This window comes from Saccharopolyspora sp. NPDC045839, from assembly GCF_056431645.1.
Genome location: NZ_JBWKKH010000021.1, coordinates 140,653 through 166,597, shown reverse-complemented (window position 1 = coordinate 166,597; position 25,945 = coordinate 140,653). Strand labels below are relative to the sequence as shown.

Below are 25,945 nucleotides of genomic sequence, written 5' to 3'. Positions count from 1 at the left end.
GATGCCTGAAACGCTACCTCGCCCGCAAGATCTACCGCACCATCACCACAGACCTCGCCCTCACCACCACTTGACAAACAATAGGAGCATCGAAACCGGCGCTTCGCGTGAGGGCGGGGCGCCGGTTTCGCGCGAAAACGCCACCCACTCAGCGCAGGGCTTCGGCGACCGCCTCGGCCGTCTCCAGCACCAGCGGCCCGATCTCCTCCGGCGCCAACGGCTGCAGGGCCACCACGCCGACGCTGGCGCGCAGCCCCGGCACCCCGCGCACCGGCGCGGCCACCGCGAACGCGCCCGGCTGCAGGTCGCCGCTGCTGGCGATCCACGCCGGCCCGCCCGGCGGCAGGTCCACGGCCCGCCCGGCGGCGCCGCGGTGCACCGGATGACGGCTGCCGACCCGGTACGACACGTGGAAGCTGGTCCACGACGGCTCGACGACCGCCACGGCCTGCGCCTCGCTGCCGTCGGCCACGGTCAGGTGCACCGTCGCGCCGACCTTCTCCGCCAGCGCCCGCAAGGCTGGCAACGATGCGATGCGCAGCTGCGGCAACACCCGCCCGGCCAGCCACAGCACGCCGAGCCCGAGCCGCACCTTCGAACCCTCGCGGCGCACCAAGCCGCGGCTCTGCAGCGGCCCGAGCAACCGGTACACGGCCGCGCGGCTGACGCCGACGGTCGCCGCCAGGTCGCTGATAGTGGGCGCTTCGCTCTCCGCGTCCGCCACGGCCTGCAGCAGGCTTAGACCGCGGTCGAGCGTCAGCGAGCTCTCCTTGGTGCCCGGCTGGGCGTCGCGCGGCAGGCCCATCGGGCCGCGAATCGGCTCGGGGCTGGGTTGGGCCATCGCGTCACCTCCGAGCCGCGGCCAGCACCGTGCCGGTCACCTCGCCGAGCCCGATCACCGAACCGTCGGGACCCGGCGCGCTGCCACTCAGTGTCACCCGGTCCCCGTCCTGGAGGAAGGTCCGCTGCTCACCGTCCTGCAGCGTGATCGGCTCCGCTCCGCCCCAGGTCAGCTCCAGCAGGCAGCCCCGCTGGTCGCGCTCGGGCCCGGACACGGTCCCGGACGCGAACAGGTCGCCGGGGCGCACCGGCGCGCCGTTCACGGTCATGTGCGCCAGCTGCTGCGCGGGCGACCAGCTCATGTGCTCGAACCGCGGCGAGGCCAGCAGCGTCTCGTTGCAGCGCACCTCCAGCCGCAGGTCCAGCCCCCACGGCTCCTTCTCGACGAGGTAGGGCTGCAGCGCGTGCGCCGGTTCCGGAATCGGCACCCTGGCCTGCTCGAAGGCCGCCAGCGGCGTGATCCACCCGGCGACGGAGGTGGCGAACGACTTGGCCAGGAACGGCCCCAGCGGCTTGGACTCCCAGGCCTGGATGTCCCGCGCCGACCAGTCGTTGACCAGTGCCAGCCCGAACACGTGCTCGGCGAAGTCCGAAGTGGACACCCGGGCGGCCGGTTCGCCGCCGCAGACGAACCCGACCTCCGCCTCGAAGTCCAGCCGTCGCGTCGGGCCGAACGCGGGCTGCAGGTCGCCGGCGGCCTTGCGCTGCCCGCTCGGACGGTGGATGTCGGTGCCGGAGACGTACACGGTGCCCGCGCGACCGTGGTAGGCCACCGGCAGGTGCGACCAGTTCTCCGGCAGCGGCTCGGCGGTGCGCCGGAAGATGCGGCTGACGTTCTCGGCGTGGTGCCGCGACGAGAAGAAGTCGACGTAGTCGCCGACCGCGAACGGCAGCACCAGGGTGTGCCAGTCGGTGCGCACCAGGCTCGCGCCCGCCGGCGCCCGATCGGCCGCGACGAGCTCGCTGAGCCGCTCCCGCAGCTCGCGCCAGCGGTCGCGGCCCGCGGCCAGCAGCGGATCGAGCGAGTCGCCGGAGACCAGCTCGGCGAGTCGAGGACCGAGTTCCCCGGCGATGCCGCGCAGCAGCAGCGCGTGCCGCCCGACCCGCACCGCGATGACCGGACCGCTGCCGGTCACCAGCACCCCGTAGGGCAGCGTCTGGGGGCCGAACGGCTTGTCCGGGGCGAACTCGGGGTCCTCGATCCAGGTCAAAGCAGTCCCAATCCTTCGAGTTCGGCGACGGGGTCCTGCAACGAGCACGAGCCGTAGGAGGCGAAGACGTCGCGCACCGCGTTGGCCGCGTCGTCGGACAGGGCTCGCGCCTCCTCGGCCAGCGCGGCGCCGTCGGTGCTGGCCAGTGCCGCCCGGACGTCCTTGCCGGACAGCGAGCGTGCGGTGGCGACGAGGACGTTGAGGAAGCCGTGGTGGGTGAACCCGGTCTCCTGGTCGGTGCCGCGCACCGCGGTGTGCAGCCCGGTGGTGGCCTTGAACGGGACGTCGAGGGTGCCCGCCACCGCGAGGAAGTCGGTGACCACGTCGATGGACGGCACCGATTCGGCGGTCTGCCCGCCGCAGCGCAGCTTGGGCCAGCAGCCGTGCTCGGCGACCCGCCGGATGCCGTCCAGCCAGCCGTCGCCGCCGCGTCGCGGCTCGACCACCCGGATGATGTCCTCCGGCACGAACTCCGACACGCGCTCCAGCCAGATGTCGTCGACGTCGGACGGCGCGGGCATCTCGACCATCCGCAGCGCGAGCAGCTCCTGCCGGCCCTCGATGATCGACAGGGCCTTGGGCACGCCGCCGAGCCCGGTGTCGCACACCAGCGAGAGCGGCACCGGGGACGCCGGCTTCACCTTCGCCAGTTCGGTGATCAGCTCGGCCAGCCGGGACGCCTTGCACAGCATCGGCCCGAGCAGACCCGTGAACGCGCCGCCGCGCGCCTCGAGGTGGTCGGCCACCGCCTGCGGCACTGCTGCGGTCCCCGGCGGGAACAGCGCCGCGTCGTCAACCAATCGGGCGAACAGGGGCGGGATGCCGCGCGGACCGGGCGCGCGAAGCTCAACAGCGCTTGACACGGCTGACACGCTAATGCCGTACCGGCCAGTGAACAAAGGTGCCCGATAAACGGACGTCGGGCGGGGTCATGTAGGCCTCCCTCGCCTGGTTTGGACATCATCATCCTCCCTGGTCCGACGGCGCTCGCACCGCCCCTGGGAGCACTACTCCGGTTGCCGCCCCACGGGGGCGTTCCAGCTGGTACTAAGAGGATGCGCGGGCAGTGGGGCCGCTTCGGCGACCGCGCGGCGCCCGATGAGGCGACTTCCCCACCCGACACATTTAAGTTAGGCTTGCCTAAGTTGGAGGTGAGCAGTGGGTGAGACGACCATTCGCCGGCCCGCGACGCCGAGCGCTGCCGAACGTGCCAGGAGCATCGCCAAACGCGGCGGCCGCGCAGCGCTCCTGCCGGCCGACGAGAACTCGGCGCGCATCGCGCCGTTGCTGCACCACGTGCACGCCGATGGCTCCGCGACCGTCCTGCTGGCGGACGAGCACCCGCTGATCGCCGCCGCCTGGCAAGCGCCGCGCGCCGAACTGGCCGCGGTCCTGGAACTCACCGACCCGACGCCGGTCCGGCTGCGCGAGCCGGTGCGCGGACTGCTGTGGCTGACCGGCTGGGTGCGGCTGCTCGACGGCGCGGAGGCCCGCGACGCCGTGCTCTCGGTCGCCGACGAGCGCCCGGACCCGCGACTGCTCGACGCCGGGCACGGCGCGAGCGTCCTGCGGCTGGAGTCCGCGTCGCTGGTGCTGGCGGATTCGGAGGGCACCGGCTCGGTGGATCCCGCGGATTTCCAGGCCGCCACGCCGGATCCGTTCTGCATGCAGGAAGACGCGTGGCTGCGGCATCTGGAGCTGTCGCACCGCGACGTCGTCGGGCTGCTCGCCCGGCACCTGCCGGAGAAGCTGCGCGGCGGGCACATCCGCCCGCTCGGGCTGGACAGGTACGGCCTGCGGCTGCGGGTGGAGTCGGCCGACGGCGACCACGACGTGCGGCTGGCGTTCTCCCGCCCGGTCAGCACGACCGAACACCTCGGCGTGGAGCTCCGCCGCCTCGTCGGCTGCCCCTTCCTCGCCCAGCAACGCCAGGGCTGACGCCGCCGGCGGCGCGAACGGACCGTTCACCGCGCTAAACGGCGCGAAGAGGCCGTTCACCTCCTGCCGCGCCCGAACGGCGCGAACGGACCATTCACCTCACTAGATGGCGCGAAGAGGCCGTTCGCTTCGACCTCGGGTCAGTCGTCGGGGCAGCGTTCGGAGTTCTCGGGGGTCAGGCGCTGGATGCGGCCGTCGCGGAAGCGCAGCGGCTCGGCGCCCGGGCCCACCAGCATCGCCTCCTCCACCGACGCGTCGCGGGTGATCACCCAGAGGAACGCCCGCGCCACGATCGCCGATTGGCCTGGCCGTCGCCCGTCGGTGAACCGCACCAGCAGCCCGCCCGGATCGCTGTGCCGAACCTCGACCAGGACACCGTCCCGGATGCCGAACAGATCGGCCGAGCCGAGCGGCCCGTCGAGCACGTCGAAGCGGCGCAGCGCCTGCAGCACGCGCACCGCGCGTTCGGTGTCCGCCGCGCCCCACACGAACACGTCCATGCCGATCCGACGCGGCGGGGGCGGTGACCAGTTCCGCACGCGGTTTTCCCGGTATTTCCAGACCTTCGAGCGCCCGGCCGGCGGCGTCACCGATCCGGGTACGGTTCGACGCGTGAGCACCCTGCGCGCATGGCTGACCCCGACCCGGCCCGGCGAGCCCGCGACGATCGCGGACCGGTCGGAGCGCAGGGCGATCATCATCGAGCTGTTCGTGGTCTTCGCCGTGACGCTCGGGCTCTCCGGCGTGCAGAGCCTGCTGTCGCTGCTGGACGCCCTGCTGCGCCCGGAACCGCTGGCCGACCAGCACGCGGCGATCAACGTGCCGCAGGCGGAGCTCGGGCTGCTCGACATGCTCGCGCAGCTGACGAACGTGCTGCGGCTGTGCGCCTGGGGCGGCTTGGGGCTGTACCTGCTGTGGCGCGGCGGGATGGCGCTGCGGCAGGTGGGCCTGGACCGCTCCCGCCCCGGGCGGGACTTCGCGGGCGGGCTGGGCCTCGCCGCCCTGATCGGCATCCCCGGCCTCGGCCTGTACCTCGTCGCGCACTCCCTGGGCCTCGCCCTGACCGTTCAACCCTCCACTTTGGACGCGGCGTGGTGGCGCGCGCCGGTGCTGACGCTGGCCGCGTTCGGCAACTCCTTCGCCGAAGAGGCCCTGGTCGTGGCCTACCTGCTGACCCGGCTGCGGCAGCTGGGCTGGTCGGAGAACCGGGCGCTGTGGGTGTCGGCGGTGCTGCGCGGCAGCTACCACCTGTACCAGGGCTTCGGCGGCTTCGTCGGCAACGTCGTGATGGGCCTGGTCTACGGCCGCGCCTGGCAGCGCACGAACCGGCTGTGGCCGCTGGTCGTCGGCCACGCGCTGATCGACGTGGTGGCCTTCGTCGGCTACGCCGCCCTGCGCGGCCGCGTCGGCTGGCTGCCCTGACCGGGTTCGCCGCGAGGGGCTCCAGTTCCAGAGGCCGTTCCAGACTGGCGGTCGGGCACGCGCGGGACCTGGCCGCCGTGCCGCAGGGCAGAGCCAATCCGAAACGACCCCTCAGGCAAAATCGGGAGACCCCCCGCCCCGACGTGACGCATCGATCGTCCATTTCACGCAATGATTCGGTGGTCGAATAGACGTTTTGTTTAATGATTGATCGAAATCATCGTCGATGACGGACGTTTCCGTTAGTCGCGGTTAGGCTGCTCATCGTGAGCGAACCACACGTCCAGAGCGAGGTCGGCCCGCTGCACGCGGTGCTGCTGCACCGGCCGGGCACGGAGCTGAAGCGGCTCACGCCGCGCAACAGCGACCAACTCCTGTTCGACGCGATCCCGTGGGTCGATCGCGCCCAGGAGGAACACGACGCGTTCGCCGAGGTGCTCCGCAACCGGGGCGTCGAGGTGCTGCTGCTGCGCGACCTGCTCACCGAGGCGCTGCACGACACCCGCGCTCGGGCCGCGGCCGTGCTCGCTGGCGTGGACGAGCTCAGGGTGGGCACGGAGATCGCCGACACGCTGCGCTCGCACCTGTCCAGCGTGGACGATTCCGCGCTGGCCGGGATCCTCATCGCGGGCATGACGTTCGAGGAGCTGCCCGCCGCGGAGGGCGAGTCCCTGGTGCGCCGGATGCACCACCCGCACGACTTCGCCATCGACCCGCTGCCGAACCTGCTGTTCACCCGGGACTCGTCGGTGTGGATCGGCGACCGGGTCGCGATCGCGGCCCTCGCGATGCCGGCGCGCCGCCGCGAATCCGCGCTCACCGACCTGATCTACGCCTACCACCCGCGGTTCTCGCACTCCACCCGCGCCTACGGCGCGCACTCCGCGCCCGTCGAGGGCGGCGACGTGCTGCTGCTCGCGCCGGGCGTGGTGGCCATCGGCGTCGGCGAGCGCACCACGCCCGCCGGCGCGGAGTCGCTCGCCCGCTCGCTGTTCGCCGACGACCTGGCGCACACCGTGCTGGCCGTGCCGATCGAGCAGGCCCGGGCCTCGATGCACCTGGACACGGTGTGCACGATGGTCGACCGCGACGCCGTGGTGATGTACCCGGCGATCCAGCACTCGCTGGAGGCCTTCGCGCTGCGCCCGCTGGACGGCGAGCTGAAGGTGTCCGGCCCGACCCCGTTCCTGACCGCCGCGGCGGAGGCGATGGGCATCGACCACCTGCGGGCGATCGACACCGGCCTGGACCCGGTGACCGCGGAACGCGAGCAGTGGGAGGACGGCAACAACACGCTCGCCGTGGCACCCGGCGTGGTGGTGGCCTACGAGCGCAACGCCGAGACCAACGCGCGGCTCGAGGACGCCGGGATCGAGGTGCTGCGGATCAGCGGTTCCGAACTCGGTTCCGGCCGGGGCGGCCCACGGTGCATGTCCTGCCCCATCACCCGCGCCCCGCTGAATCCGTGAACTCGACCGATTCCCATTCCATCACTTGATCGAGTGACGAATGAAGGGCTCTCCAACCGAAAAAGTCGATCATGGGTCGCCCTTCGCCGAACAATAGCCACTCGAATTGGTGACGCGACGAGAAACATTCACCACCGGCAGCGACGATAGCTTCACCACCAGCCAAAACGGCACAGGTTTGGCTTGGCTAATTTATCTGAGGATTGCCTTGGCTAAAACGCGATCAGCCAAGGTTAACCATAGGATTATTAGGTTTGCCTGAAATGTATCTGGACTCATTCCAGAGTATATTGGGGGCATGGCTGTCACCGCGAAGAAGATTCAGCACAAGGAATCCCGTTTCGAGCACCTGCTGCAGGAACAGGTGCGCAATGAATTCACCGCCTCGCAGCAGTACATCGCCGTCGCGGTCTGGTTCGACAACGAGGACCTGCCGCGGCTGGCCGCGCACTTCTACCGGCAGGCGCTGGAAGAGCGCAACCACGCGATGATGATCGTCCAGTACTTGATGGACAACAACGTCAAGCCGGTCATCCCGGCCATCGAGCAGGTGCGCAACGACTTCACCGAGACCCGCGAGCTCGTCGCGCTCGCCCTGGAGCAGGAGCGCGAGGTCACCCGCGAGATCGAAACGCTGGCCAAGACCGCCCGCGAGGAGGGCGACTACCTCGGCGAGCAGTTCATGCAGTGGTTCCTGAAGGAGCAGGTCGAGGAGGTCGCCTCGATGTCGACGCTGCTGAACGTGGTCGACCGCTCCAAGGGCAACCTCTTCGACGTGGAGAACTACCTGGCCCGCGAAACGGTCGGCGACGAAGGCGTCGACGCGACGGCACCCCGGACCGCCGGCGGCACCCTCTGAGCCCTCGCGCTACCCGCCGGGCGAATTCGGTTCGGTGGCGGGGTTCTGGGACGAGGTCGGGTTCGGCTTGGAGGTCTGCGATGCCGAGGTCGTCGGGTCCGGCTCGGAGGTCGTCGTCAGCAGGATCTCCGGCTGCAGCGGCTCCCTGGTCGGCGGGATCGTGAGGCTCGGCAGCTGCGGCGGCTGGCCCGGCTGCTGGTGCACCGGCGGCGGGGCCGGAGGCTGGTGGGTCGGTTGCGGCGGCGCGGTCGAGCCCGGGTTCGGATCCGTTTGCACGACGGGTGGCACCGCCGGCTGCACCGGCTCGCCCGCTTGGTGACCGATCAGCGCGATCCCGCCGCCGACCAGCAGCGTCGCGGCGAGCGCGCTGCCCGTCACGGCCAGCATCCCGTTGCGCTGCCTGCGGCGACGCGCTCCGGCCACCAGCGACCACTCGGCGCCGGTTCGCACCGGGATGTCCAGCCGATCGTCCCGGAGGACCCGCTGCAGCTCGTCCTCCAGATCCATCACGCGTCACCTCCTCCCACCAGCGGCCCGAGCCGCTTGCGCAACGTCGCCATCGCCTTGCTGGCCTGGCTCTTCACCGTTCCGCAGCTGATGCCGAGCGTGTCGGCTATCTCCAGCTCGGAAAGTCCCTCGTAATAACGAAGCACGACCACCGCGCGTTGCCTCGGTGGCAGAGATCGCAGCGCGACCCACAGCGGCTCGTGCTCCAGGCGATCCTGCTGGCTGGCCGCGGGGATGTCCGGGAAGTCCGCGAGCAGCGTTTCCCGGCGCGTCCGCCGCCACCGGCTGACGTGCGTGTTCGCCATCGCCTTGCGCACGTAGGCGGTGGGGTCCGCGCAGTTCCGGCTGATCTTCGACCAGCGGGCGCCGACCTTCTCCAGCACGGTCTGCACCAGGTCCGCGGCATCGTGCGGGTTGCCGGTCAGGGCGTGGCCATAGCGCATCAGCCCGGGTAGTGCTACCCGGACGAACTCCGCGAAATCGTCCTCTGCCGCCGCCATGTCCCCCCGACGTGCCCGCTCGCGATAGACACCGGACGCCTCGGTGGCGGTCGGCACTGCGGGCAGGTGCGCGGTCAACCCTCCACCCCCTAAAACGTCGGGTATCGCCAGGGATGACACGCCGCAACGCGCCGGTCGGTTGCCCGACCGGCGCGTTGATCACCTGTTCGGCCCAACGGTACCGGTGGGCCAGTTTCAATTGAAACTGCGAGCAGCCTCGGACTCGGGCTTCCGGAGCAGCTCGACCAGCGCCGAGATGCTGTGCTCGCCGTGGCCCTCGGCGACCGCCCGGCGCAGCAGGTCGTTCATCGGCTCGCGCCAGCTGACGTCGATGTTCGCCGCCGCCAGCTCGTCGTCGTGGGCGCTGCCCGCGTAGAACAGGCCGACCGTCGAGGACGGGTCGCTGTAGTCGCCGGCGTCGATCTCCGCCGCGAACTTCGGCAGCACCGAGCCGATCATCTCCAGCCACTTGACGGCATAGGGCACCAACTCGCTCGCGGGCGTCCCGCGCTTCGCGACCAGGGCCGCGCCCTCGAAGAAGCCTAGGAGGGCGGGCAACAGCGTGGCGCCGACCGCCATCTCGTACAGCGCAGCGAGATCCACGTCGTCACCGAGGTACCGGGTGTCGCCGCCGAGCTCCCGCAGGGTCTGTTCGTACTCGTCGAAGACGGCCTTGTCGCCGCTGTAGTACAGCAGCGTGTCCGGCTTCGCGACCGCCTCGGGCACGTTCTTCACGGCGCCGTCCAGGAAGCGGGCGCCCTTGCCGGTCGCCCACTCCGCCATTTCCCGGGCGCCGCTGGGAGTTCCACTGTTCAGCGTGATCAGGGTGCGGCCGGCCAGCTCGCCGGCGGCGGGAGCCAGGGCCTCCAGGGTGGCGTCGTAGGTGGTCAGGCAGGCGATGATCAGCGGGCCGGCGGTGACCGCGTCCGCTATCGATCCGGCGTGCGCTGCGCCCTCGGCGACCAGCGGCGCGGCCTTCTCCGGGCTGCGGTTCCACACCGTCGTCGGATGCCCGGCGGCCAGGAACGCCTTGGCCAGCGCCGCACCCATGTTCCCCAGCCCGAGGACGGTCACCGCCGTGCGTCTGCCACCGGTCATGTTCGTGCTCCAGTTCAAAGTCGGCTCTTTCGAGGTCGATCGCGTTGACGCGTTCGATCCTCGCGACTTGGCCGAACCTTGATCAAGTACCGACTATTTTGTCGGGTACTGAACTTTTTGTCAGTGGGAGCCCAGGATGAAGCGGAACAAGTACACCTGCGGACTGGATGCCGCCATCGACGTGATGGGCGGCAAGTGGAAGTGCCTGATCCTGTGGGAGCTGGCCTTCGCGACGCGGCGCTTGGGCGAGCTGCGGCGCGCGATCCCGGACATCAGCGAGCGGGTGCTGATCCTGCAGCTCAAGGAGATGGTGGCGAGCGGGCTGGTGCACCGCGAGATGTACCACCAGGTGCCACCGAAGGTGGAGTACTCGCTGACGGAGTTCGGCCGGTCGCTCATCGCGGCGCTGATGCCGCTCGGGGAATGGGGCGAGCAGAACATGGCTCGCATCGAGGCGATTCCCCGCGACTAAGGGGAGAACTCCAGCAATCGTCCACTGTGGAGCCAAGTCGGGCGGTTCCGGCCGGAACCGCCCGACACCGGGCTCAGCGGATGGTGACCTGGCGGCCGCGGAGGCCGTCGCGGGCGCGCCGCTCCGCCGCGTTCAGCGGCTCCGAGTCGAGCGAGCCGAGGGCATCGGCCAGCCGGCGCCCGAGCTCCGCGGCGGGCTCGTCCCACTCGCGCGCGTGCTTCTCGCGGTCGAGGTCCCACACCGGCACCAGCAGGCCGTGCGCGCGGAACGATCCCGCGTACTTGCTGTCCTCGCCGAGCGCCAGCTCGCCCCGGGCGGACAGCCGCGCGAGCGCCGCCAGCAGCTGCTCCTCGGGCTCCGGGCGCACCCAGCGCAGGTGGGCCTTCTCGCCCGCGTCGACCCAGTACGCGGATTCCACGCCTTCGGCGGCCAGCCGGTCGGTGGGCATGATCGCCGCGTTCGCCCGCTCCAGGGACAGCGCGACCTCGCCGGCCGGTTCCACGTCGCCGGGCAGCCACCAGGCGAAGTCCTCGTGCAGCTCGACATCCAGCGCCGCGGCCGGGTCGAGGAGGTCCTGCAGGCGAGCCGGGATGGTGCCGGGCTCGGCCGTCTCCGGGCCCACCACCGACAGCGACTCGCCGATCTCGGCGGTCTGCACCCACTCGACGGCCCGCGCGAGATCCCGGCTGATATCACCTGAGTGGGTCTGCACCTGGAGGCCGATGAAGGACTTGTCGTCATTGCGCCGCAGCGCGGCGGCGGCCATCGGCAGCACGGTCGCGAGCGTGACCGTGCCCTCGCCGCGCAGCGGCAGCTTCGCGGTCGCCGACGGGACGAACTCGCGCAGCGCGACCAGCTCGCATTCCGCGGCCAAACCCTCGAACGGCCTGGTCACGATCACGTCGGCGGCCCCGCCCGCGGCGCCGTGGCAAGCCTTGTAGCGCTTCCCCGAACCGCACGGGCAGGGCTGGCGCGGCTTGATCCCGGTGTCCGCCTGGGGCTTGGGTGCGGTTCGCTTCGACACTGCAGATCCCCTCGCTCATGGTCACTTCGCAGTGACGCTACCGAACTGCGCGAGGCCCGATTCAGCCAGGTGGAAGCGGGTGGACGCGGGCGCATTGGTGGCCACGAAGCGCACTCCGGAGCGGGCGCACAGCTCGATGTCCGCGGGGTCGTCGACGGTCCAGCAGTACGTGTCGCGGCCGAGCGCGGCCGCGCGCGCGACGAATCCCGGGTCCTCGCGCAGCAGGCGGATGCCCGGCCCGGCGAGGTCCGCCCACGGCGGGAGCACGCCGGAGCGCAACGGGCCGCGGAACCGGTCGAACAGCAGGACCGTCGGCACGCCCGGCGCGGCCTCGTGGAACCGGCGCACCGCGGACTGCGCGAACGACATCATCAGCACCGGCGAGTTCTCCCGGTCCGCCGGCGTCGCCAAGCCGTGCCGGGCCAGCAGCGCGACCAGCTTGTGCTCCACCAGCCCGCCGTAGCGCACCGGGTGCTTGGTCTCGATGAACAGCCGGACCGGGCGCGAGTTGTCCCGCAGCAGGCCGAGGAGTTCGTCGAGCAGCAGCACGCCGTGCTCGGGCTCCGCGGCCGGGCCGCGCACCAGGTCGTCCGCCGACCGGGGCGGTTCCTGGTGCCAGCCACCGAAGTCCACTTCGGACATCGCGGCGACGGTGAGCTCGCTGACCACGCCGCGGCCGCTGGAGGTCCGGTCGATGCGGCGGTCGTGCACGCACACCAGGTGGCCGTCCCGGCTGACCCGAATATCGCATTCGAGCGCGTCGGCGCCCTGTTCGAGGGCCAGTTCGTAGGCACCGCGGGTGTGCTCGGCGCGATGCGCGGAGGCTCCTCGGTGCGCGACGACGTCGGGGGTCGGTTGCCGCACGGCGCCCATTATGCGGGCGATCTCGATCCACTTCCGGCATCTGTGACGCACCGCAACGCCAACCCGTCGACACCTCCCACCCACCACCGACCCGAACGCCCACTTCACGTCCTCGTGGTTCCGCAATTTCCATTGAAATTGAAGGTCCAATTTCAATGAGCCTTTTTCATCCTGGTCGGTCCGCAGCCGCGGGTCGCAACGCCGCACGTAGATGGGTGTCGCATGCGCCGCAGGCGCATAGCCCACCTACGACGCTTGCACCGCCGCGGGTTCTCAGCGTTCGCCTGGCGAGGACGGCCCCTCCGCCGTGTATTGGCATACATCAGGAGGGGCACCCACAGTCCAGGCGGACGCTGAGGTTCCGCCACCCGCACCGCCACCCAAAACGAGGTTGGAAAAACCTCAATGGAAATTGCGGGAACTCGGGCGCGCGGTCAGCGGGGAGCGCTGGTGGGGCGGGTGGCCCGGGGCGCGGGCGGCGCGGCGCGGACCGCGCGGACCCGGAGTTGCGCGAGCTCCGTCGGGTCCAGCGGGGCGAGCAGCCGCATCAGGTACCTGATCAGCAGCGCCGTCATGATCGCCAGGGTCGTGACCAGGGCGTTGTTGAGCGCGTGCAGCACGACGCCGTCCGCCTGGGCCTGCACGCTGCCGAAGAATCCCCAGCCGAACGTGAGCCAGCCGACCAGCAGGGTTCCCACCCACGCCGCCCACCAGAACCGGACGCGCAGCGTCGGGAACGGCCGCTCGCCCCGGCGGCGCACGCCCTCCGCGACGAGCACGGAATGCTCCAGCTCGGCCAGCGTCGAGCCCGGCACGGACAGGTTCAGCCCCGGCACCAGGACGCCGACGACCACCTGCCAGTCGGGCCGGGCGCACTGCACCCCGATGCGTTCCGCGGCCGCAGCGCGCGCCCGCAGGCCCCACAGGACGACGAAAACACCGGAGAGCACGCCGAGCACCCAGAGGATCGAGCCGGTCGTGCCGACCAGCACGTCGGAGATGGCCAGCGGCGTGCGCGGAAGCGCCTGGCTGCGGCTGATCAACAGCAGCACGTACCGCCAGCACTCCGCGAAGGTGGCCAGCGCCGCCACGCCCGCGGTGATCCACAGCGTCACCACCGCGGTCCCGGCGGCGGACACCGCCCGCGGCATCGGATCGGCGTGCGGCCGCAGCGGCAGCGCCAGCGGCCACCGCCACGCGAGCAGCGGGAAGCCCCAGCGCGGCACGGCCGGGTAGGCCGGCGGGCCGGTGTAGCGGCGCGGTCGGCGCGGCGGCCGGATCCGCCGCGGGCCGCCGGGCGGGGTGGCGACCCACTCCACGCTCGGCCGTCCGGGGCCGGGAGGTCGGGCCGTCACAGCACGTACGGCTCGCCGTCGGCGTCGTCGGAGACCAGCGGCCGCCCGATGGCGGACCAGCCGTTCATGCCGCGCTCGACGTTGATCGCGTCCCAGCCGTTCGCGTTGAGGTACGCGGCGACCTTCGCCGACCGGCCGCCGGAGCGGCAGATCACGAAGACCTGGTCGGCCTCCGGGATCTCGTCGAGCCGCTGCACGAGCTCGCTCATCGGGAGGTGCACGGCCTCGGGCGCGTGCCCGGCCTGCCACTCGTTCGCCTCGCGCACGTCGAGCAGCACGCTGCCCGCGGGCAGCTGCGCGGGCAGCTCCTCCGGCTGCACGCCGGGCACCTGATGACCAGGAACTGGAGTAGTCACACCCCGATGCTGCCACGCGATGCGTGGTGCCCGCGTAAGAGACTCGCATTTCGCGCCGGCGGACGCCCCGCACTCCGGAAGAAACCGCCCTCACCTGCGATAACACGAGACCATTTCGTAGTTGATCACGCTTTCGGTCGGAGATTCCGAAGATATCGCCGTTTTCGTGAGACCCCGTGCCACAGTGTGCTTGTTCGATTCAGCTCCGTTCGCGGAATCCGCCCGGCAGGAAGGAAAGCCATGTCTCGTCGAGCCATTCTCCGCTGGCCGAACGGCAGCGACTGGGGACATCTGGCGACGGTTCCGGAGGACGGCGGATCGCCGCGGTTCGCCGGGTTCGTGCGGATGAGCGACCCGCGCGTGCAGGCCCTGCTGGTTCGCGTCCCGCCCCGCCGGGCCGACGGCGACATGCGGGAAGTGCACTTCACGGCCGCCGAATCCGAGCTGAGCGCCGCCTGACGCGAACGACCGACGAAAGCGCCCCGCCCGGTTCTCGGCCGGACGGGGCGCTAGTTCGAGGTGGAGCGGTTCAGCGCGTCAGTGCGAGACGGCCTTCTCCGCGCCGGCGCCGGTCAGCGACCGGACCTCCATCTCCGCCTGCTTGGCCTTGTCGGCCGAGTCCTTGCTCAGCACCGTGCCGAGGTAGCCGAGCAGGAAGGACACCGGGATCGACACCAGGCCCGGGTTCTTCAGCGGGAACAGCGCGAAGTCCAGCGACGGGAACATCGAGTCCTCGGAGCCGGAGACGGCGGGCGAGAAGACGATCAGCAGGATGGTGACCGCCAGACCGCCGTAGATGCTCCACAGCGCGCCGTTGGTGTTGAACCGCTTCCAGAACAGCGAGTACAGCAGCGTCGGCAGGTTCGCCGAAGCGGCGACCGCGAACGCCAGCGCCACCAGGAACGCGATGTTCTGGCCGTTGGCCGCGATGCCGCCCAGGATCGACACGACGCCGATGACCACCGCGGTGATCCGGGCGACCTTGACCTCCTGGCCCTTGTCGTCGACCTTGCCCTTCTTGATCACGTTCGCGTAGATGTCGTGCGCGAACGAGGCGGACGCGGTGATCGTCAGGCCGGCGACGACCGCGAGGATCGTCGCGAACGCGACCGCGGAGATGAAGCCCAGCAGCAGCGGGCCGCCGATCTCCAGCGCCAGCAGCGGCGCCGCCGAGTTCACGCCGCCCGGCGCCTTCTTGATCACGTCGGAGCCGACCAGCGCCCCGGCGCCGTAGCCCAGGACCAGCGTGAACAGGTAGAACAGGCCGATCAGCCAGATCGCCCAGACCACCGAGCGGCGGGCCTCCTTGGCCGTGGGCACGGTGTAGAAGCGCATCAGCACGTGCGGCAGACCCGCGGTGCCGAGCACCAGCGCGATGCCCAGCGAGACGAAGTCCAGCTTGCTGATCTCGGTCTTTCCGTACTGGGCGCCCGGGTTGAGCACCTTGTCGCCTGCGACGTCGGCGGCCGCGCCGAGCAGGCCCGACAAGTTGAAGCCGTACATGGCGAGCACCCAGATGGTCATCACGAAGGCGCCCGCGATCAGCAGCACCGCCTTGATGATCTGCACCCAGGTGGTGCCCTTCATGCCGCCGACCAGCACGTACACGATCATCAGCGCGCCGACGACGAAGATCACCGCGGCCTGGCCGGTCTTGTTCGTGATGCCCAGCAGCAGCGCGACCAGGCCGCCGGCACCGGCCATCTGCGCGAGCAGGTAGAAGAACGTCACGGCCAGGGTGGACAGCGACGCGGCGGTGCGCACCGGACGTTCCTTCATCCGGAAGCTGAGCACGTCGCCCATCGTGTACTTGCCGGTGTTCCGCAGCAGCTCCGCGACCAGCAGCAGCGCCACCAGCCAGGCCACCAGGAAGCCGATCGAGTACAGGAAGCCGTCGTAGCCGTAGACCGCGATCGCCCCGGCGATGCCGAGGAACGACGCCGCCGACAGGTAGTCACCGGCGATGGCGATGCCGTTCTGCGGGCCGGTGAACGCGCGGCCGCCGGCGTAGTAGTCGGAGGCGGTCTTGGTGTTCCGGCTGGCGCGGAACACGATGACCATGGTGACCACGACGAACAGCGCGAAGATGCCGATGTTGAGCGCGCTGTTGTTCGCGGTTTCGCTCTGGGCCAGCGGGGAAAGTGCGGCGATCACTTCTGGCCTCCTTCGGAGTCGTCCTTCTTCGCGCCGTCGTCGCCGTCGTCATCGGCGTCGCCGTCGTCATCGGCGTCGCCGTCGTCATCGGCGTCGTCGGCGGCGGCGGCGGCGATGTCCTTCGCACCGTCGCCGTCGCCGTCGCCGTCGCCGTCATCGGCGTCGTCGCCGTCATCGGCGTCGTCGTCGGCGGCGGTGTCCTTCTCGTCGCCGTCGTCGTCAGTGGCGTCCTTCTCGGCGCTGTCGTCCGCGGACTTCTCCGGGGCGTCGTCGGTCAAGTCCTCCGCGGTGTCCGCCGCGGTGTCCACCGCCTTGTCCGCCGCCTTGTCCGCCGCCTTGTCGCTCGCGCCGCCCTCGAGGGATTCGCGGATCTCCTCGGCGATCGGGTCGAGCTCCCGGTTGGCGAATCGCACGTACCAGGTGGTGATGGCGAACGTGGACACGAACTGCAGCAGGCCCAACACGAGGCCGACGTTGATGTTGCCGACCAGCTTGATGCTCATGAAGCCGTGCGCGTAGTCGGCGAGCAGCACGTAGACCAGATACCAGGCCAGGAACAGTGCCGAGACCGGGAAGACGAAGTTGCGCAGTCTGCGTCGCAGGGTGGTGAATTCGGGGCTGCTATGGGCAGCGGCCCAGGTTTCGGCGTCGATACCGGACCCGGACCCGATTTGGTCCGTGGTGCTCACGGTGTCCTCCCACAAGAAAAGGCTCCGTCCCGGGTGCCGCCGGTACGGGAGCCTGCTGAATCAGTTCAACGCGGGAACGCTACGTAGTTCGACCACCGCTGTGAAGCCCCGTTGGGAGTACGCAAGCTAACGATCGAGTGAAGTTATCCGAGACCAAGCGGACGCGTTGAATTGCGTCTCACCAGATCGATTTCACCCGTTCAGCCTATTGATTTTCCATTGGTCTATACCATCAAACACGAAAGGTGATTGCATTCGTCGCGGAATCCGCCCAAAAAGTTCAAAGAACACGACGCATGATCACGTTCAGCGTTGATGGCGGCCCTCGGTCGGCGCCTGCTCCGCGGGCTCCGCGCTGAGCCGGCCGTCGAAGAAACCGAGCCGATCCGGCGCGTGCAGCCGCAGCATCACCCGGCCCACCCCGGCAGGCACCCGCGCCCGGGTCGCCACGCTGACCAGTCCGGTCACCGCGAACGCGATCGGCACGGTGACCAGCGCAGGCTGCCGGGCCAAGGTCGCGAACCAGCCCGCCCCGTCCCCGACGAACTTCGTGCACGCCACCGCGATCAGCACCAGGCAGCAGCCGACCACCATGCCGCTGGCGGCACCCACCGCGGTGAGCCCGCGCCACCAGATCCCGAGCACCAGCACCGGGCAGAACGTGGAAGCGGCCATCGCGAACGCCAACCCCACGCTGCGCGCGATGTCGTGGTTGTCCGCGGGCAGCGCCAGGAGCGTCGGCACCAGGCAGCCCAGCGCGGCCGCCAGCCGGAAGTCGAGCGTCCGGCCACGGAGCGCGTCGCGCGAGGACAGCACCCCGGCCACGCTCACCACCAGGCCGGAAGAGGTCGACAGGAACGCGGCGAACGCCCCGGCCGCGGTGATCGCCGCGAGCAGCCCGCCCACCCAGTTGCCCAGCATCGCCTGCGGCAGCAGCAGAACCGCCGCATCGGCCTCGCCGGTGACCAGCAACTGCGGCACGTACAGCCGGGAGAGCATCCCGAAGATCGTCGGGAACAGGTAGAACGCGCCGAGCAGCGCCAGCACGAACAGCGTGGTGCGGCGCGCGCCGGACCCGCTCGGGTTGGTGTAGAAGCGGGCGAGCACGTGCGGCAGGCCCATGGTGCCGAGGAACGTCGCGATCAGCACCGAATACGTTTCGAGCAGCCCGGAAACGCCGTCGCCGTGCGGCCGCAGCCAGGTCGCGTTGTCGGCCTCGGCCGCCGCGACGACCGGGACCGCCGCGCCCGCCGGGAACCGCAGCTCGGTACCCGCCGCCATCGAGTGCTCGCCGGGCTGCAGGTAGATCGAGCCGGTGCCTTCGGCCGCCCACACCGGCTCGCTGACCCGCAGCTGCACGTCGGTGTCGATGTACACCGCCGTGTCGCGCGGGAAGACCGGCGGCAGCGGCTCGTCGAGCGCCTGGTGCGGCGGCGCGTTGACGAAGACCACGAACAACGCGAACGCGGGCACCGTGATCGCGAACAGCTTCACCCAGTACTGGAAGCCCTGCACCAACGTGACGGCGCGCAGCGCGCCGGTCGCCACGGTCAGCAGCACGATCACCGCGACCGCGAAAACCCCCACCCAGTAGTGCACTCCGACGATCGCCGCCAGCGTCATCCCGGCGGCCTGCAGCTGCGGCACCAGGTAGAGCCAGCCGATCAGCACCACCAGCGCGGTGCACAGCGTCCGCAACCGCAGCGAACCCAGCCGGGCCTCGGCGAAATCGGGCAGGGTGTACGCGCCGGAGCGGCGCATCGGCGCGGCGACGAACAGCGTCAGCGCCAGGTACCCGGCCGCGAAGCCGATCGGGTACCACAGCGCGTCCACCCCGTCCTTGAGCACCAGGCCCGCGATGCCCAGGAACGACGCCGCCGACAGGTACTCACCGGAGATCGCCACCGCGTTGCGCTCTTCGCGCACCGGCTGCCGCGCCGCGGAGAAGTCGGAGGTGGTGCGCGCCGACCGGGAACCCCAGAGCCCGATGCCCAGGGTCGCCGCGACGATCAGCACGATCCCTAGCAGGGACCAGGAACTCGAAACCATCGCACCGCGCCGCCCCTGGGGTGTGGAAATCCGTCGTCGATCATGCGGTCACTGCTCCACCATGTGGATGAAGTCCCGCTCGTGCCGCTCCGCGCTGCGGGTGCACAGGTACCCGATCAGCAGCAGGAACGGGTGGACCAGCACGCCGAGCAGCAGCCACGGCAGCCGGAAGCCGAGCACCTCGAAGTCGCCGATCGACGGCACCACCCAGAACAGCACCGGCAGCCCGAGCAGCACGACGGCGACCACGCCGGTCAGCACCAGCGCGCTGCGCAGCTGCACCTTCACCAGGTGCCGGACCAGCACCTCGCCGACGCTGGTCTGCTCCTCCAGCTCCATGATGGTGCGTGCGACCTGCCGGGTCCGGCGGTCGGCGAGCACGACGCGCTTGCGGCGCGGGCGGGGCGTCGAATCGCCCAGCCGCGCGCGGATGTCGAAGCCGTGGTCCGGGCTCATCCCGCCGAACCGCGGTTCATTGCTGGCCCCAGCCCTGCCGCGGCGCCCGGACCAGCCGGTCCTTCAGCTCGCGGGTGTGCCGCCTGCTGACCGGCAGCTCCTTCGACGGCCCACCGCCGAGCACCACCGAGTACCCGGACGACGACATGCGCAGCTCGGTGACCAGCGGCAGCGACACCAGGAACGACCGGTGGATGCGCAGGAAACCGGCCTCCGCCCAGCGTTCTTCCAGCTGCGCCAACGGGATCCGCACCAGGTGCGAGTCCTCGGCGGTGTGCAGCCGGGCGTAGTCGCCCTGCGCCTCGACCCAGCGCACGTCCTTGCGCGGGATCATCCTGGTGGTGCCGGCGAGTTCGACCGGGATGACCTCGTCGTCATCGGCCGCCGGCGCCTCCAGCGCGCGGGATCCCTTGGCCGCCTGGGCCTTGTTCTTCTCGATGGTGCGCAGCGCGCGGTCGACCCGCTCGGCGTTGGCCGGCTTCATGATGTAGTCCAGCGCGCCGACCTCGAACGCCTCCAGCGCGTTCTCCTCGTGCCCGGTGATGAACACCAGGGCAGGCGGATTGCGGAAGGCGGTGAGCACCCTGGCCAGCTCCATCCCGCTGAGCCCGGGCATCGACACGTCCGCGAAGACCGCGTCCACAATGGACTCCTCGCCGTCCCGCCTGCCGAGCAGCTCGGGATCGTCGCTGCGCAGCAGCCGCAGCGCTTCGGCGGCGTCGAACGCCGTCAACACCCGTCCGACCCGCGCGTTGTTGCCGAGCAGGTACTTCATCTCGTCCAGCCCGGCCATCTCATCGTCGACGGCCAGAACGACGAGACCCGCTGGATTCTCTCGTGTACTCACTGCAACGCCATATCCTGCCGCGCCCACGGCGCACTGTCCATGATCGAGTGTCGGCCCCCACCCGCTGACGCAGCCTCGTACCACCCGAGAGCCGACGAGTGAGGTCAGTCACGCCTGACAACCAAACTAGTTGCTAACAGAGCGCGCTGGACACCAGGGGGTGCGCAGTGCGGAAATCCGCTCAGCGGCACGGCTTTTAGCCCGATCAGCCCAGCGTCTGCGGCCGAACGAGTGACAGTCTCGAAACCACGATCTACGCAGTGCGATCACGCCGATTACCCAGCGTTCGCAAGGGATTCGCCGGTCCCAGAAACGGGTCCGCTTGGGCCCGTGAGTGTTTCGGGTCGCTATGGCACCCCGAAACACTCACGGGCACCGATCCGGCTTCAAATTCCGGAAAGCTCGATCGAGCCGCCCGAAAACGAGCGTCACAGCCCGAAGCGGTTCCACATGGCTCGGTGCTCCAGCGCCTCGACGGCCGCGAGCACGGTGTCCGCGCCGCCGCTGCCGCCGAGCCGGACCGAGGACGACATGCCGAGCCGGGCCAGCAGCGGCTTCCGCGGCTCCACCGTCAGCAGGTGCGCGTCCGGGAACTTGTCCTTCACGATGCCCCGCAGGGTGCCCAAGCCGTCGACCAGCCCGAGCTCCTCGGCCTTCACGCCGGTCCAGATCTCGCCGGAGAACAGGTCGTCATCGGCGCCGTCGACCTTCTCGCCGCGGCGCTTGCGCACCCAGGCGCGGAACTGCTCGTGCAGCTCGTCCTGCAGGCCGCGCAGCCACTGCACGTCCTCGTCCTTCTCCGGGCTGAACGGGTCGAGCCGCACCTTGTGCGTTCCCGCGGTGTGCACCCGGCGCTCCACGCCGAGCTTCTCCAGCAGGCCGGTGAGCCCGAAGCCCGAGCTGACCACGCCGACCGAACCGACCAGCGACGTCGAGTGCGCGTAGATCTCGTCGGCCGCGCAGGCCAGCCAGTAGCCGCCCGAGGCCGCGACGTCCTCGCAGAACGCCAGCACCGGCACCTGCTTCTCCTCGGCCAGGCCCCGGATCCGGTCCGCCACCAGCGCCGACTGGGTCGGCGATCCGCCCGGCGAGTTGATCGACAGCACCACGGCGCTGAGCCGGTCGTGCCCGAACGCGCGCGTCAGCGCGGATTCCACGTTCTGCAGCGAGATCGTCGGCCGGCTCATCGGCGATGCCGTCGGCGTGATGACGCCGTGCAGCTTCACCACGGCGACCACCGGGCCGCGCTCGGCGCGCTCGGCGAGCTTGCCCGGCAGCTTCGCGGACAGCTTCCCGGTCAACATGTCGGTGAACTTCTGCGGCGCCTTCTCGTTCATACCTCGACGTTACCGGCTGAGCTGCGGCCCGGCCGCCAACCCGACGCTCGGCTCGTCGATCGCCTGCGGCGGCACCGGCCGCACGCCCGGCGCGAACTTCGGCACCCGCATGATGACCTTCATGCCCGCGCCCTTCTCGGTCTCCACGACCAGCCCGTAGTCGTTGCCGAAGGTGGCCCGCATCCGGTTGTTGATGTTGCCGAGGCCGACGTGCGCGCCGGTCAGGTGCGCGTTGGCCAGCTCCGCGTCGAGCAGCTCCGGATCCATCCCGATGCCGTCGTCGTCCACGCTGATCAGCGCCTCGGTGCCGTTGTCCTCGGCGATCACCGACACCGTGCCGCCGCCGGGCTTGGTCGCCAGGCCGTGCCGGACGGCGTTCTCCACCAGCGGTTGCAGCGCCAGGAACGGCACCACCACCGGCAGCACCTCCGGGGCGATCTTGAGCTGGATGTTCAGCCGGTCCGGGCCAAAGCGGGCGCTCTCCAGCGTGAGGTAGCGGTCGATGTTGCGGATCTCGTCGGCCAGCGTGGTGTAGAGCCCGCTGGTGCGGAACGAGTAGCGGGTGAAGTCGGCGAACTCCTGCAGCAGGTCCCGAGCGTGCTCCGGGTCGGTGCGGATCAGCGAGCCGATGGTGTTCAGCGCGTTGTAGATGAAGTGCGGCGAGATCTGCGCCCGCAGCGCCCGCACCTCGGCCTTGGCCAGCCGCTCCTTGGACTCCTGCAGCTCGGCCAGTTCCAGCTGGGTCGACACGTGGTTGGCGACCTCGGCGGCCGCGCGCAGCAGCCGCTTGCGGTCGCCGCCGGCGATGACGGTCAGCGCGCCGCGGCTCTCGCCCTCGACCTCCAGCGGCACCACCACGGCGTGCCGCATCGGGCAGGGCCGGTGGTCGCAGGTCACGTCGCCGTGGTCGAGGAACTCGCGCTTCCCGGTGCGCAGGACCTGCTCGATCTTGGTCCGCAGGTCGGCGTAGTGGTAGTTCGCCTCGCCGTCCCAGCTCAGCAGCGTGCCGTCGGCGTCGACGATGCCGACGGCGACGCACGCCAGCAGCTCGCGCAGGTGCGGCGCGGTCTTGTCGGCGGATTCCTGGGTGAGCCCGGCCCGCAGGTGCGGGGCCGCACTGGTCACCCGGTGCAGCGCCGCCAGCGTGGCGTCCTCCACCGACGTGTTCACCCGGCGCGCCCGGCACAGCAGTACGAACATGCCGAGCACGGCGAGTGCGGCGAGCGTGGTCAGGACCGTCCGCTCAGTCAACATCTCGGGCACAACATCAATCTTCACGTCCGCCACGCTTGGAATCAAGGCGGCTACGCTCAGTGCACCGTTTCCATCGGTAAGCGGTACCTTACTATTCCGTTCAGCGGGAACGATGCGTCCAACCAGTGGCAACGGCCTGTGCACAACCGGCCGATCTGTCCACAGGCTGTGGACAACTACTTCAGCAAGCGGGACAACCGGCGATCCGCGAGCGGCTTGCCGCCGGTCTGGCAGGTCGGGCAGTACTGCATCGACCGGTCCGCGAAGGACACCTCCCGGACCGCGTCACCGCACACCGGGCACGGCAATCCGGTGCGCGCGTGCACCCGCATCCCCGACCGCTTCTCCGCCTTCAGCCGCGCCGCGTCCTGCTTCAGCGAACGCGCCACGGCGTCCTGCAAGATCTCCTGCATGCTGCCGTGCAGCCGCTCGACCGCGGCGGCGTCGAGCTTGCCCGCCGTCGCGAACGGCGACAGCTTCGCGGCGTGCAGGATCTCGTCGGAGTAGGCGTTGCCGATCCCGGCCAGCGCGGACTGGTCGGTGAGCAGCGTCTTGATCCGCTCGGTGCGCCCCGCCAAGACCTCGGTCAGCCCGGCCAGGTCCAGGCCCAGCGCATCGGGCCCCAGCTTCGCGATCCCCGGCACCTCCGCCGGCGACGCGACGACCCACGCCGCCAGCTTCTTCTGGGTGCCGGCCTCGGTCAGGTCGAAACCCGCGCCGCCCAGGTGCACCCGCAGCGCGATCGGCCCCCTGCCGGGCTTCGGCGGCGCCGGGGACAGGTTGTCCGACCAGCGCAGCCAGCCGGCCCGCGCCAGGTGGCAGACCAGGTGCAGCCCGCCGCAGTCGAGATCCAGGTACTTGCCGTGCCGCACCGCATCGGTGACGGCACGACCGTGCAGCTCGGTCCACGGCGGGCTCGCCGTCTTCAGCACGCTCATCGACGCGACGTCGACGCGCTCGACGGTCCGGCCCACGGCGTTGTCGCGGAGGTGCTGGGCCAACGCCTCCACCTCGGGAAGTTCCGGCACCGGTCCAGTGTGCAGGCAGAACCCGCGATTTCAACGCCGAAACCGGCTTCCAGTCCCGTTCCGCGCGGCGGAACCGCGGAAGCCTTCTCACCGCGGGGTCCGAAGGGGCGGGACTACTCGACGGGCTGCAGGCTGCCGTTCATGTCCGGCTCGGCGTACAGCTCGATGTGCCGGGACACCGACGAAACCTCCTGGCGCACGTCGACGAAGCCGCGCACCACGCCCACCCAGGTCTCCGGCGGGTTCTCGTCGTGGTCACCCGGGGTGGCGGCGGTGACCGTCCACGGGCGCCGCAGCACCCAGCGGACCGGGAAGAACAGCACGGCCGCGATCAGCAGCAAGATCAACCAGCTCGGCACGTACACCTCGTCCGGCGTCCACACCACGAACATCACGACCAGGAACAGGAACACCGCGCCCATCAGGATCGCCGGCGCCGAGCCCCCGTTCACGTCGTGCTCGAACTCGTCCGCCGCGATCGGGTTGGACCACTCCAGGTTCGCCTTGATGGTCCATTCACGGCCGTCGGAACCCCGCACCACCCGGTTCATCGTCGCCTCCCCGCCCACCCGGGCTGGTCGCTTCGGAACATCGTCTCGCCACTCGAATCCCGTCGGTCACCGAGCGTGAAGCAACGGTACCGCGTACGTCATGGGCCCGACGGGTGATAGTCGTCCCCGAAACAGGCCCATTGTCGATCATGAGCGGCGCCCGGCCAACCCCGAACGCGACCGATCAACCGCGGCGCGAACACCCCGCAGCCCGCTGGCCGGACACCGCGGCCGCCTCCTCGTAGGCCTCCCGCAACCCGCGCCGCGCCCGGTGCGCCAGCACCGCGGTCGCATTCGGCGTCAACCCCAGCTGATCGGCCAGGCTGGCGGGGCGATGCCCCTCCACCTCGGTCCGCCACAGGACCTCGCGCCAGCGCGCCGGCAACCGGTGGAACGCGCGGGCCAGCAACTCGCCCTCGGCTTGCACGAACTGGTGATCGCGCTGCCGCGGCGCGTGCTCGCCCAGCTCGTCGGTGTTCATCGGCTCGTCCCGTCGGGCCGCCACCCACTCCCCCAGCACCCGGCGGACCACCGTGAACAGGTAGGTGCGGATCGCATCCCGCGGCCCGCAGCCGCCTCGAACCGCGCGCAATGTGCGCAAGAACACCTCGGCGACCACGTCGTCGACGTCGATCCCGGGCCGCGGCATGCTCAACGCGAACCGCCGCACCGCAGGCGCATACCGCCGGTACAGATCGCCGTAGGCGAGATCATCGCCCGCCCGCAACCGCGCCAGCAACACCCGGTCATCCGGCTGCAGACCCCCGGCGACATCATCACGCATCCCCATGAACTCCCCCCAACGACCAGCCGCGGCGAATACCGCGCGACCAGCGCAATCGCTACCGTGGACCCCCAAGGCCACGGCTGTCACCAGGCACCGCACGGGAGGTCGGAGTGGATCTCGACGAAGCCCGCGAAGTGATCGGCAACCAGCACCGCGCCGTGCTCAGCACGCTCCGCGCCGACGGCACACCCCAGATGACACCGGTGCTGACCACCACGGACAGCGCCGGACACGTCACCGTCAGCACTGTCGCTGGCGCCGCCAAAGTGCGCAACCTGCGCCGCGACCCGCGCGCCTGGCTGTGCGTCCTGCCCGACCAGTTCTTCGGCCGCTGGATCCAGGTCGAAGGCACCGTCGAGATCGTCGAGCTCCCGGCCGCCCTCCCCCTCCTGGAGGAGTACTACCGCAGCATCTCCGGCGAACACCAGGACTGGGCCGCCTACCGCCAGGCCATGCAGGAGGAACACCGCGTCCTCCTGCGCATCACCCCGACCCGCGCGACCAGCTCTCCGAGCCGTTGAGGGACCCCCGGTGAACGGGCTTGAAACGATGGGCTAAAGTAGTCTTCAACAGCCCGACAGGGCGCTGAATACGCGGATGTAGCGCAGCTGGTAGCGCATCACCTTGCCAAGGTGAGGGTCGCGGGTTCGAGTCCCGTCATCCGCTCGGAGCTGGGAGCCGTGTGTCGACTTCGTTCGACCTCGGCTCCTCGCCATTTCATTGGGGGGATCGAATCCCCCCAAACCCCCCTACGGTGCGGTGGGCACCTTTCGTTTGCTCCTTGCGATTCGTGGCGTTCCCGGCCTGGTCTGGGACCAGCTTCTTTCGGCTTGCTTCGCTGCGGCCGACTCCATCGACGCCTTCGCATCGGCTCCGCG

Annotated in this window: 27 protein-coding genes, 1 tRNA gene and 1 pseudogene; 8 read left to right on the top strand and 21 right to left on the bottom strand. The window is 70.3% G+C overall.

Annotation, left to right across the window (positions count from 1 at the left end):
• Positions 1-148: 148 nt before the first annotated feature.
• Genes AC07EQ_RS26965 through AC07EQ_RS26955 form a run of 3 tightly spaced genes read right to left on the bottom strand, consistent with a single transcriptional unit; the run spans position 149 to position 2,914 of the window.
• The gene (locus AC07EQ_RS26965; RefSeq protein WP_478390659.1) at positions 149-805 is read right to left on the bottom strand and encodes an IclR family transcriptional regulator; all 657 of its coding nucleotides are present in this window, start codon (positions 803-805) and stop codon (positions 149-151) included.
• Positions 806-845: 40 nt separating this feature from the next.
• Entirely contained in the window at positions 846-2,051 is a 1,206-nt protein-coding gene (locus tag AC07EQ_RS26960; RefSeq protein WP_478390646.1) for a fumarylacetoacetate hydrolase family protein, read from the bottom strand.
• A complete protein-coding gene (locus AC07EQ_RS26955) occupies positions 2,048-2,914 on the bottom strand; it encodes a hypothetical protein (protein ID WP_478390645.1) in 867 nt (288 codons plus the stop codon). The genes AC07EQ_RS26960 and AC07EQ_RS26955 overlap by 4 nt, the downstream gene beginning before the upstream one ends.
• A 295-nt stretch (positions 2,915-3,209) precedes the next feature.
• On the opposite strand from AC07EQ_RS26955, the gene AC07EQ_RS26950 reads away from it, so the two are divergent.
• The gene (locus AC07EQ_RS26950; protein ID WP_478390644.1) at positions 3,210-3,989 is read left to right on the top strand and encodes a DUF2470 domain-containing protein; all 780 of its coding nucleotides are present in this window, start codon (positions 3,210-3,212) and stop codon (positions 3,987-3,989) included.
• A gap of 140 nt (positions 3,990-4,129) precedes the next feature.
• On the opposite strand, the gene AC07EQ_RS26945 is transcribed toward AC07EQ_RS26950, so the two are convergent.
• The gene (locus AC07EQ_RS26945; RefSeq protein ID WP_478390643.1) at positions 4,130-4,489 is read right to left on the bottom strand and encodes a hypothetical protein; all 360 of its coding nucleotides are present in this window, start codon (positions 4,487-4,489) and stop codon (positions 4,130-4,132) included.
• Between the two features lie 112 nt (positions 4,490-4,601).
• On the opposite strand from AC07EQ_RS26945, the gene AC07EQ_RS26940 reads away from it, so the two are divergent.
• The 3 genes from AC07EQ_RS26940 (at position 4,602) to AC07EQ_RS26930 (ending at position 7,739) form a co-directional block, all read left to right on the top strand.
• Positions 4,602-5,411 (top strand): CPBP family intramembrane glutamic endopeptidase, encoded by an 810-nt coding sequence (locus tag AC07EQ_RS26940; protein WP_478390642.1) that lies wholly within the window; start codon positions 4,602-4,604, stop codon positions 5,409-5,411.
• Positions 5,412-5,677: 266 nt separating this feature from the next.
• Positions 5,678-6,880, top strand: a complete 1,203-nt coding sequence (arcA, locus tag AC07EQ_RS26935; RefSeq protein WP_478390641.1) for an arginine deiminase — start codon at positions 5,678-5,680, stop codon at positions 6,878-6,880.
• Positions 6,881-7,178: 298 nt separating this feature from the next.
• Positions 7,179-7,739: a ferritin gene (locus AC07EQ_RS26930; protein WP_478390640.1), complete on the top strand. Its 561-nt coding sequence runs from the start codon at positions 7,179-7,181 to the stop codon at positions 7,737-7,739.
• Positions 7,740-7,748: 9 nt separating this feature from the next.
• On the opposite strand, the gene AC07EQ_RS26925 is transcribed toward AC07EQ_RS26930, so the two are convergent.
• The 3 genes from AC07EQ_RS26925 to AC07EQ_RS26915 all read right to left on the bottom strand — a co-directional run bounded on the left by AC07EQ_RS26925 (position 7,749) and on the right by AC07EQ_RS26915 (position 9,844).
• Complete coding sequence (locus tag AC07EQ_RS26925; protein WP_478390639.1) at positions 7,749-8,249, bottom strand: hypothetical protein; 501 nt, start codon at positions 8,247-8,249, stop codon at positions 7,749-7,751.
• A complete protein-coding gene (locus AC07EQ_RS26920; RefSeq protein WP_478390638.1) occupies positions 8,246-8,824 on the bottom strand; it encodes a SigE family RNA polymerase sigma factor in 579 nt (192 codons plus the stop codon). The genes AC07EQ_RS26925 and AC07EQ_RS26920 overlap by 4 nt, the downstream gene beginning before the upstream one ends.
• Before the next feature lie 117 nt (positions 8,825-8,941).
• Entirely contained in the window at positions 8,942-9,844 is a 903-nt protein-coding gene (locus AC07EQ_RS26915) for an NAD(P)-dependent oxidoreductase (protein ID WP_478390637.1), read from the bottom strand.
• A gap of 136 nt (positions 9,845-9,980) precedes the next feature.
• Here AC07EQ_RS26915 and AC07EQ_RS26910 point away from each other — a divergent pair, with 136 nt between their 5' ends.
• Positions 9,981-10,316: a winged helix-turn-helix transcriptional regulator gene (locus AC07EQ_RS26910; protein ID WP_478390636.1), complete on the top strand. Its 336-nt coding sequence runs from the start codon at positions 9,981-9,983 to the stop codon at positions 10,314-10,316.
• A 73-nt stretch (positions 10,317-10,389) separates the two neighbouring features.
• Here the strand turns inward: AC07EQ_RS26910 and AC07EQ_RS26905 are convergent, their stop codons facing one another.
• From AC07EQ_RS26905 to AC07EQ_RS26890, 4 genes are all read right to left on the bottom strand, one after another.
• The gene (locus tag AC07EQ_RS26905; protein ID WP_478390635.1) at positions 10,390-11,340 is read right to left on the bottom strand and encodes a DUF5926 family protein; all 951 of its coding nucleotides are present in this window, start codon (positions 11,338-11,340) and stop codon (positions 10,390-10,392) included.
• A 21-nt stretch (positions 11,341-11,361) separates the two neighbouring features.
• Positions 11,362-12,213 carry a glycerophosphodiester phosphodiesterase gene (locus tag AC07EQ_RS26900; RefSeq protein WP_478390634.1) on the bottom strand — a complete coding sequence of 284 codons (852 nt, stop codon included), beginning with the start codon at positions 12,211-12,213 and terminating at the stop codon, positions 11,362-11,364.
• A gap of 425 nt (positions 12,214-12,638) precedes the next feature.
• Positions 12,639-13,523 carry a DUF4328 domain-containing protein gene (locus AC07EQ_RS26895; RefSeq protein ID WP_478390633.1) on the bottom strand — a complete coding sequence of 295 codons (885 nt, stop codon included), beginning with the start codon at positions 13,521-13,523 and terminating at the stop codon, positions 12,639-12,641.
• A 32-nt stretch (positions 13,524-13,555) separates the two neighbouring features.
• Positions 13,556-13,879 (bottom strand): rhodanese-like domain-containing protein, encoded by a 324-nt coding sequence (locus AC07EQ_RS26890; protein ID WP_132479552.1) that lies wholly within the window; start codon positions 13,877-13,879, stop codon positions 13,556-13,558.
• A 276-nt stretch (positions 13,880-14,155) separates the two neighbouring features.
• On the opposite strand from AC07EQ_RS26890, the gene AC07EQ_RS26885 reads away from it, so the two are divergent.
• Positions 14,156-14,374: a hypothetical protein gene (locus AC07EQ_RS26885; RefSeq protein WP_478390632.1), complete on the top strand. Its 219-nt coding sequence runs from the start codon at positions 14,156-14,158 to the stop codon at positions 14,372-14,374.
• Positions 14,375-14,452: 78 nt separating this feature from the next.
• Here the strand turns inward: AC07EQ_RS26885 and AC07EQ_RS26880 are convergent, their stop codons facing one another.
• The 10 genes and pseudogenes from AC07EQ_RS26880 to AC07EQ_RS26835 all read right to left on the bottom strand — a co-directional run bounded on the left by AC07EQ_RS26880 (position 14,453) and on the right by AC07EQ_RS26835 (position 25,064).
• Positions 14,453-15,976, bottom strand: coding sequence for a solute symporter family protein (locus AC07EQ_RS26880; protein WP_478390658.1), 1,524 nt, complete (start codon positions 15,974-15,976; stop codon positions 14,453-14,455).
• A 437-nt stretch (positions 15,977-16,413) separates the two neighbouring features.
• Positions 16,414-16,740 (bottom strand): annotated as a pseudogene (locus AC07EQ_RS26875) (DUF485 domain-containing protein); the annotation flags it as partial.
• Positions 16,741-17,064: 324 nt separating this feature from the next.
• The gene (locus AC07EQ_RS26870; RefSeq protein WP_478390631.1) at positions 17,065-18,807 is read right to left on the bottom strand and encodes a sodium/solute symporter; all 1,743 of its coding nucleotides are present in this window, start codon (positions 18,805-18,807) and stop codon (positions 17,065-17,067) included.
• Between the two features lie 48 nt (positions 18,808-18,855).
• The gene (locus AC07EQ_RS26865) at positions 18,856-19,263 is read right to left on the bottom strand and encodes a hypothetical protein (protein WP_478390630.1); all 408 of its coding nucleotides are present in this window, start codon (positions 19,261-19,263) and stop codon (positions 18,856-18,858) included.
• Between the two features lie 16 nt (positions 19,264-19,279).
• Positions 19,280-20,056: a LytR/AlgR family response regulator transcription factor gene (locus AC07EQ_RS26860; protein ID WP_478390657.1), complete on the bottom strand. Its 777-nt coding sequence runs from the start codon at positions 20,054-20,056 to the stop codon at positions 19,280-19,282.
• 482 nt (positions 20,057-20,538) lie between these two features.
• Positions 20,539-21,447, bottom strand: a complete 909-nt coding sequence (locus AC07EQ_RS26855; RefSeq protein WP_478390629.1) for a S49 family peptidase — start codon at positions 21,445-21,447, stop codon at positions 20,539-20,541.
• A 9-nt stretch (positions 21,448-21,456) separates the two neighbouring features.
• Positions 21,457-22,719 (bottom strand): GAF domain-containing sensor histidine kinase, encoded by a 1,263-nt coding sequence (locus AC07EQ_RS26850; RefSeq protein WP_478390656.1) that lies wholly within the window; start codon positions 22,717-22,719, stop codon positions 21,457-21,459.
• 158 nt (positions 22,720-22,877) lie between these two features.
• Complete coding sequence (locus AC07EQ_RS26845; RefSeq protein WP_452613466.1) at positions 22,878-23,729, bottom strand: Fpg/Nei family DNA glycosylase; 852 nt, start codon at positions 23,727-23,729, stop codon at positions 22,878-22,880.
• Between the two features lie 113 nt (positions 23,730-23,842).
• Complete coding sequence (locus tag AC07EQ_RS26840; protein WP_358568024.1) at positions 23,843-24,280, bottom strand: DUF983 domain-containing protein; 438 nt, start codon at positions 24,278-24,280, stop codon at positions 23,843-23,845.
• A gap of 184 nt (positions 24,281-24,464) precedes the next feature.
• A complete protein-coding gene (locus AC07EQ_RS26835) occupies positions 24,465-25,064 on the bottom strand; it encodes an RNA polymerase sigma factor (protein ID WP_478390628.1) in 600 nt (199 codons plus the stop codon).
• A 113-nt stretch (positions 25,065-25,177) separates the two neighbouring features.
• On the opposite strand from AC07EQ_RS26835, the gene AC07EQ_RS26830 reads away from it, so the two are divergent.
• Together AC07EQ_RS26830 and AC07EQ_RS26825 are read left to right on the top strand one after the other, a co-directional pair.
• Complete coding sequence (locus AC07EQ_RS26830) at positions 25,178-25,588, top strand: PPOX class F420-dependent oxidoreductase (protein ID WP_132479337.1); 411 nt, start codon at positions 25,178-25,180, stop codon at positions 25,586-25,588.
• Positions 25,589-25,660: 72 nt separating this feature from the next.
• Positions 25,661-25,733 (top strand) — tRNA-Gly (locus tag AC07EQ_RS26825).
• Positions 25,734-25,945: the final 212 nt, after the last annotated feature.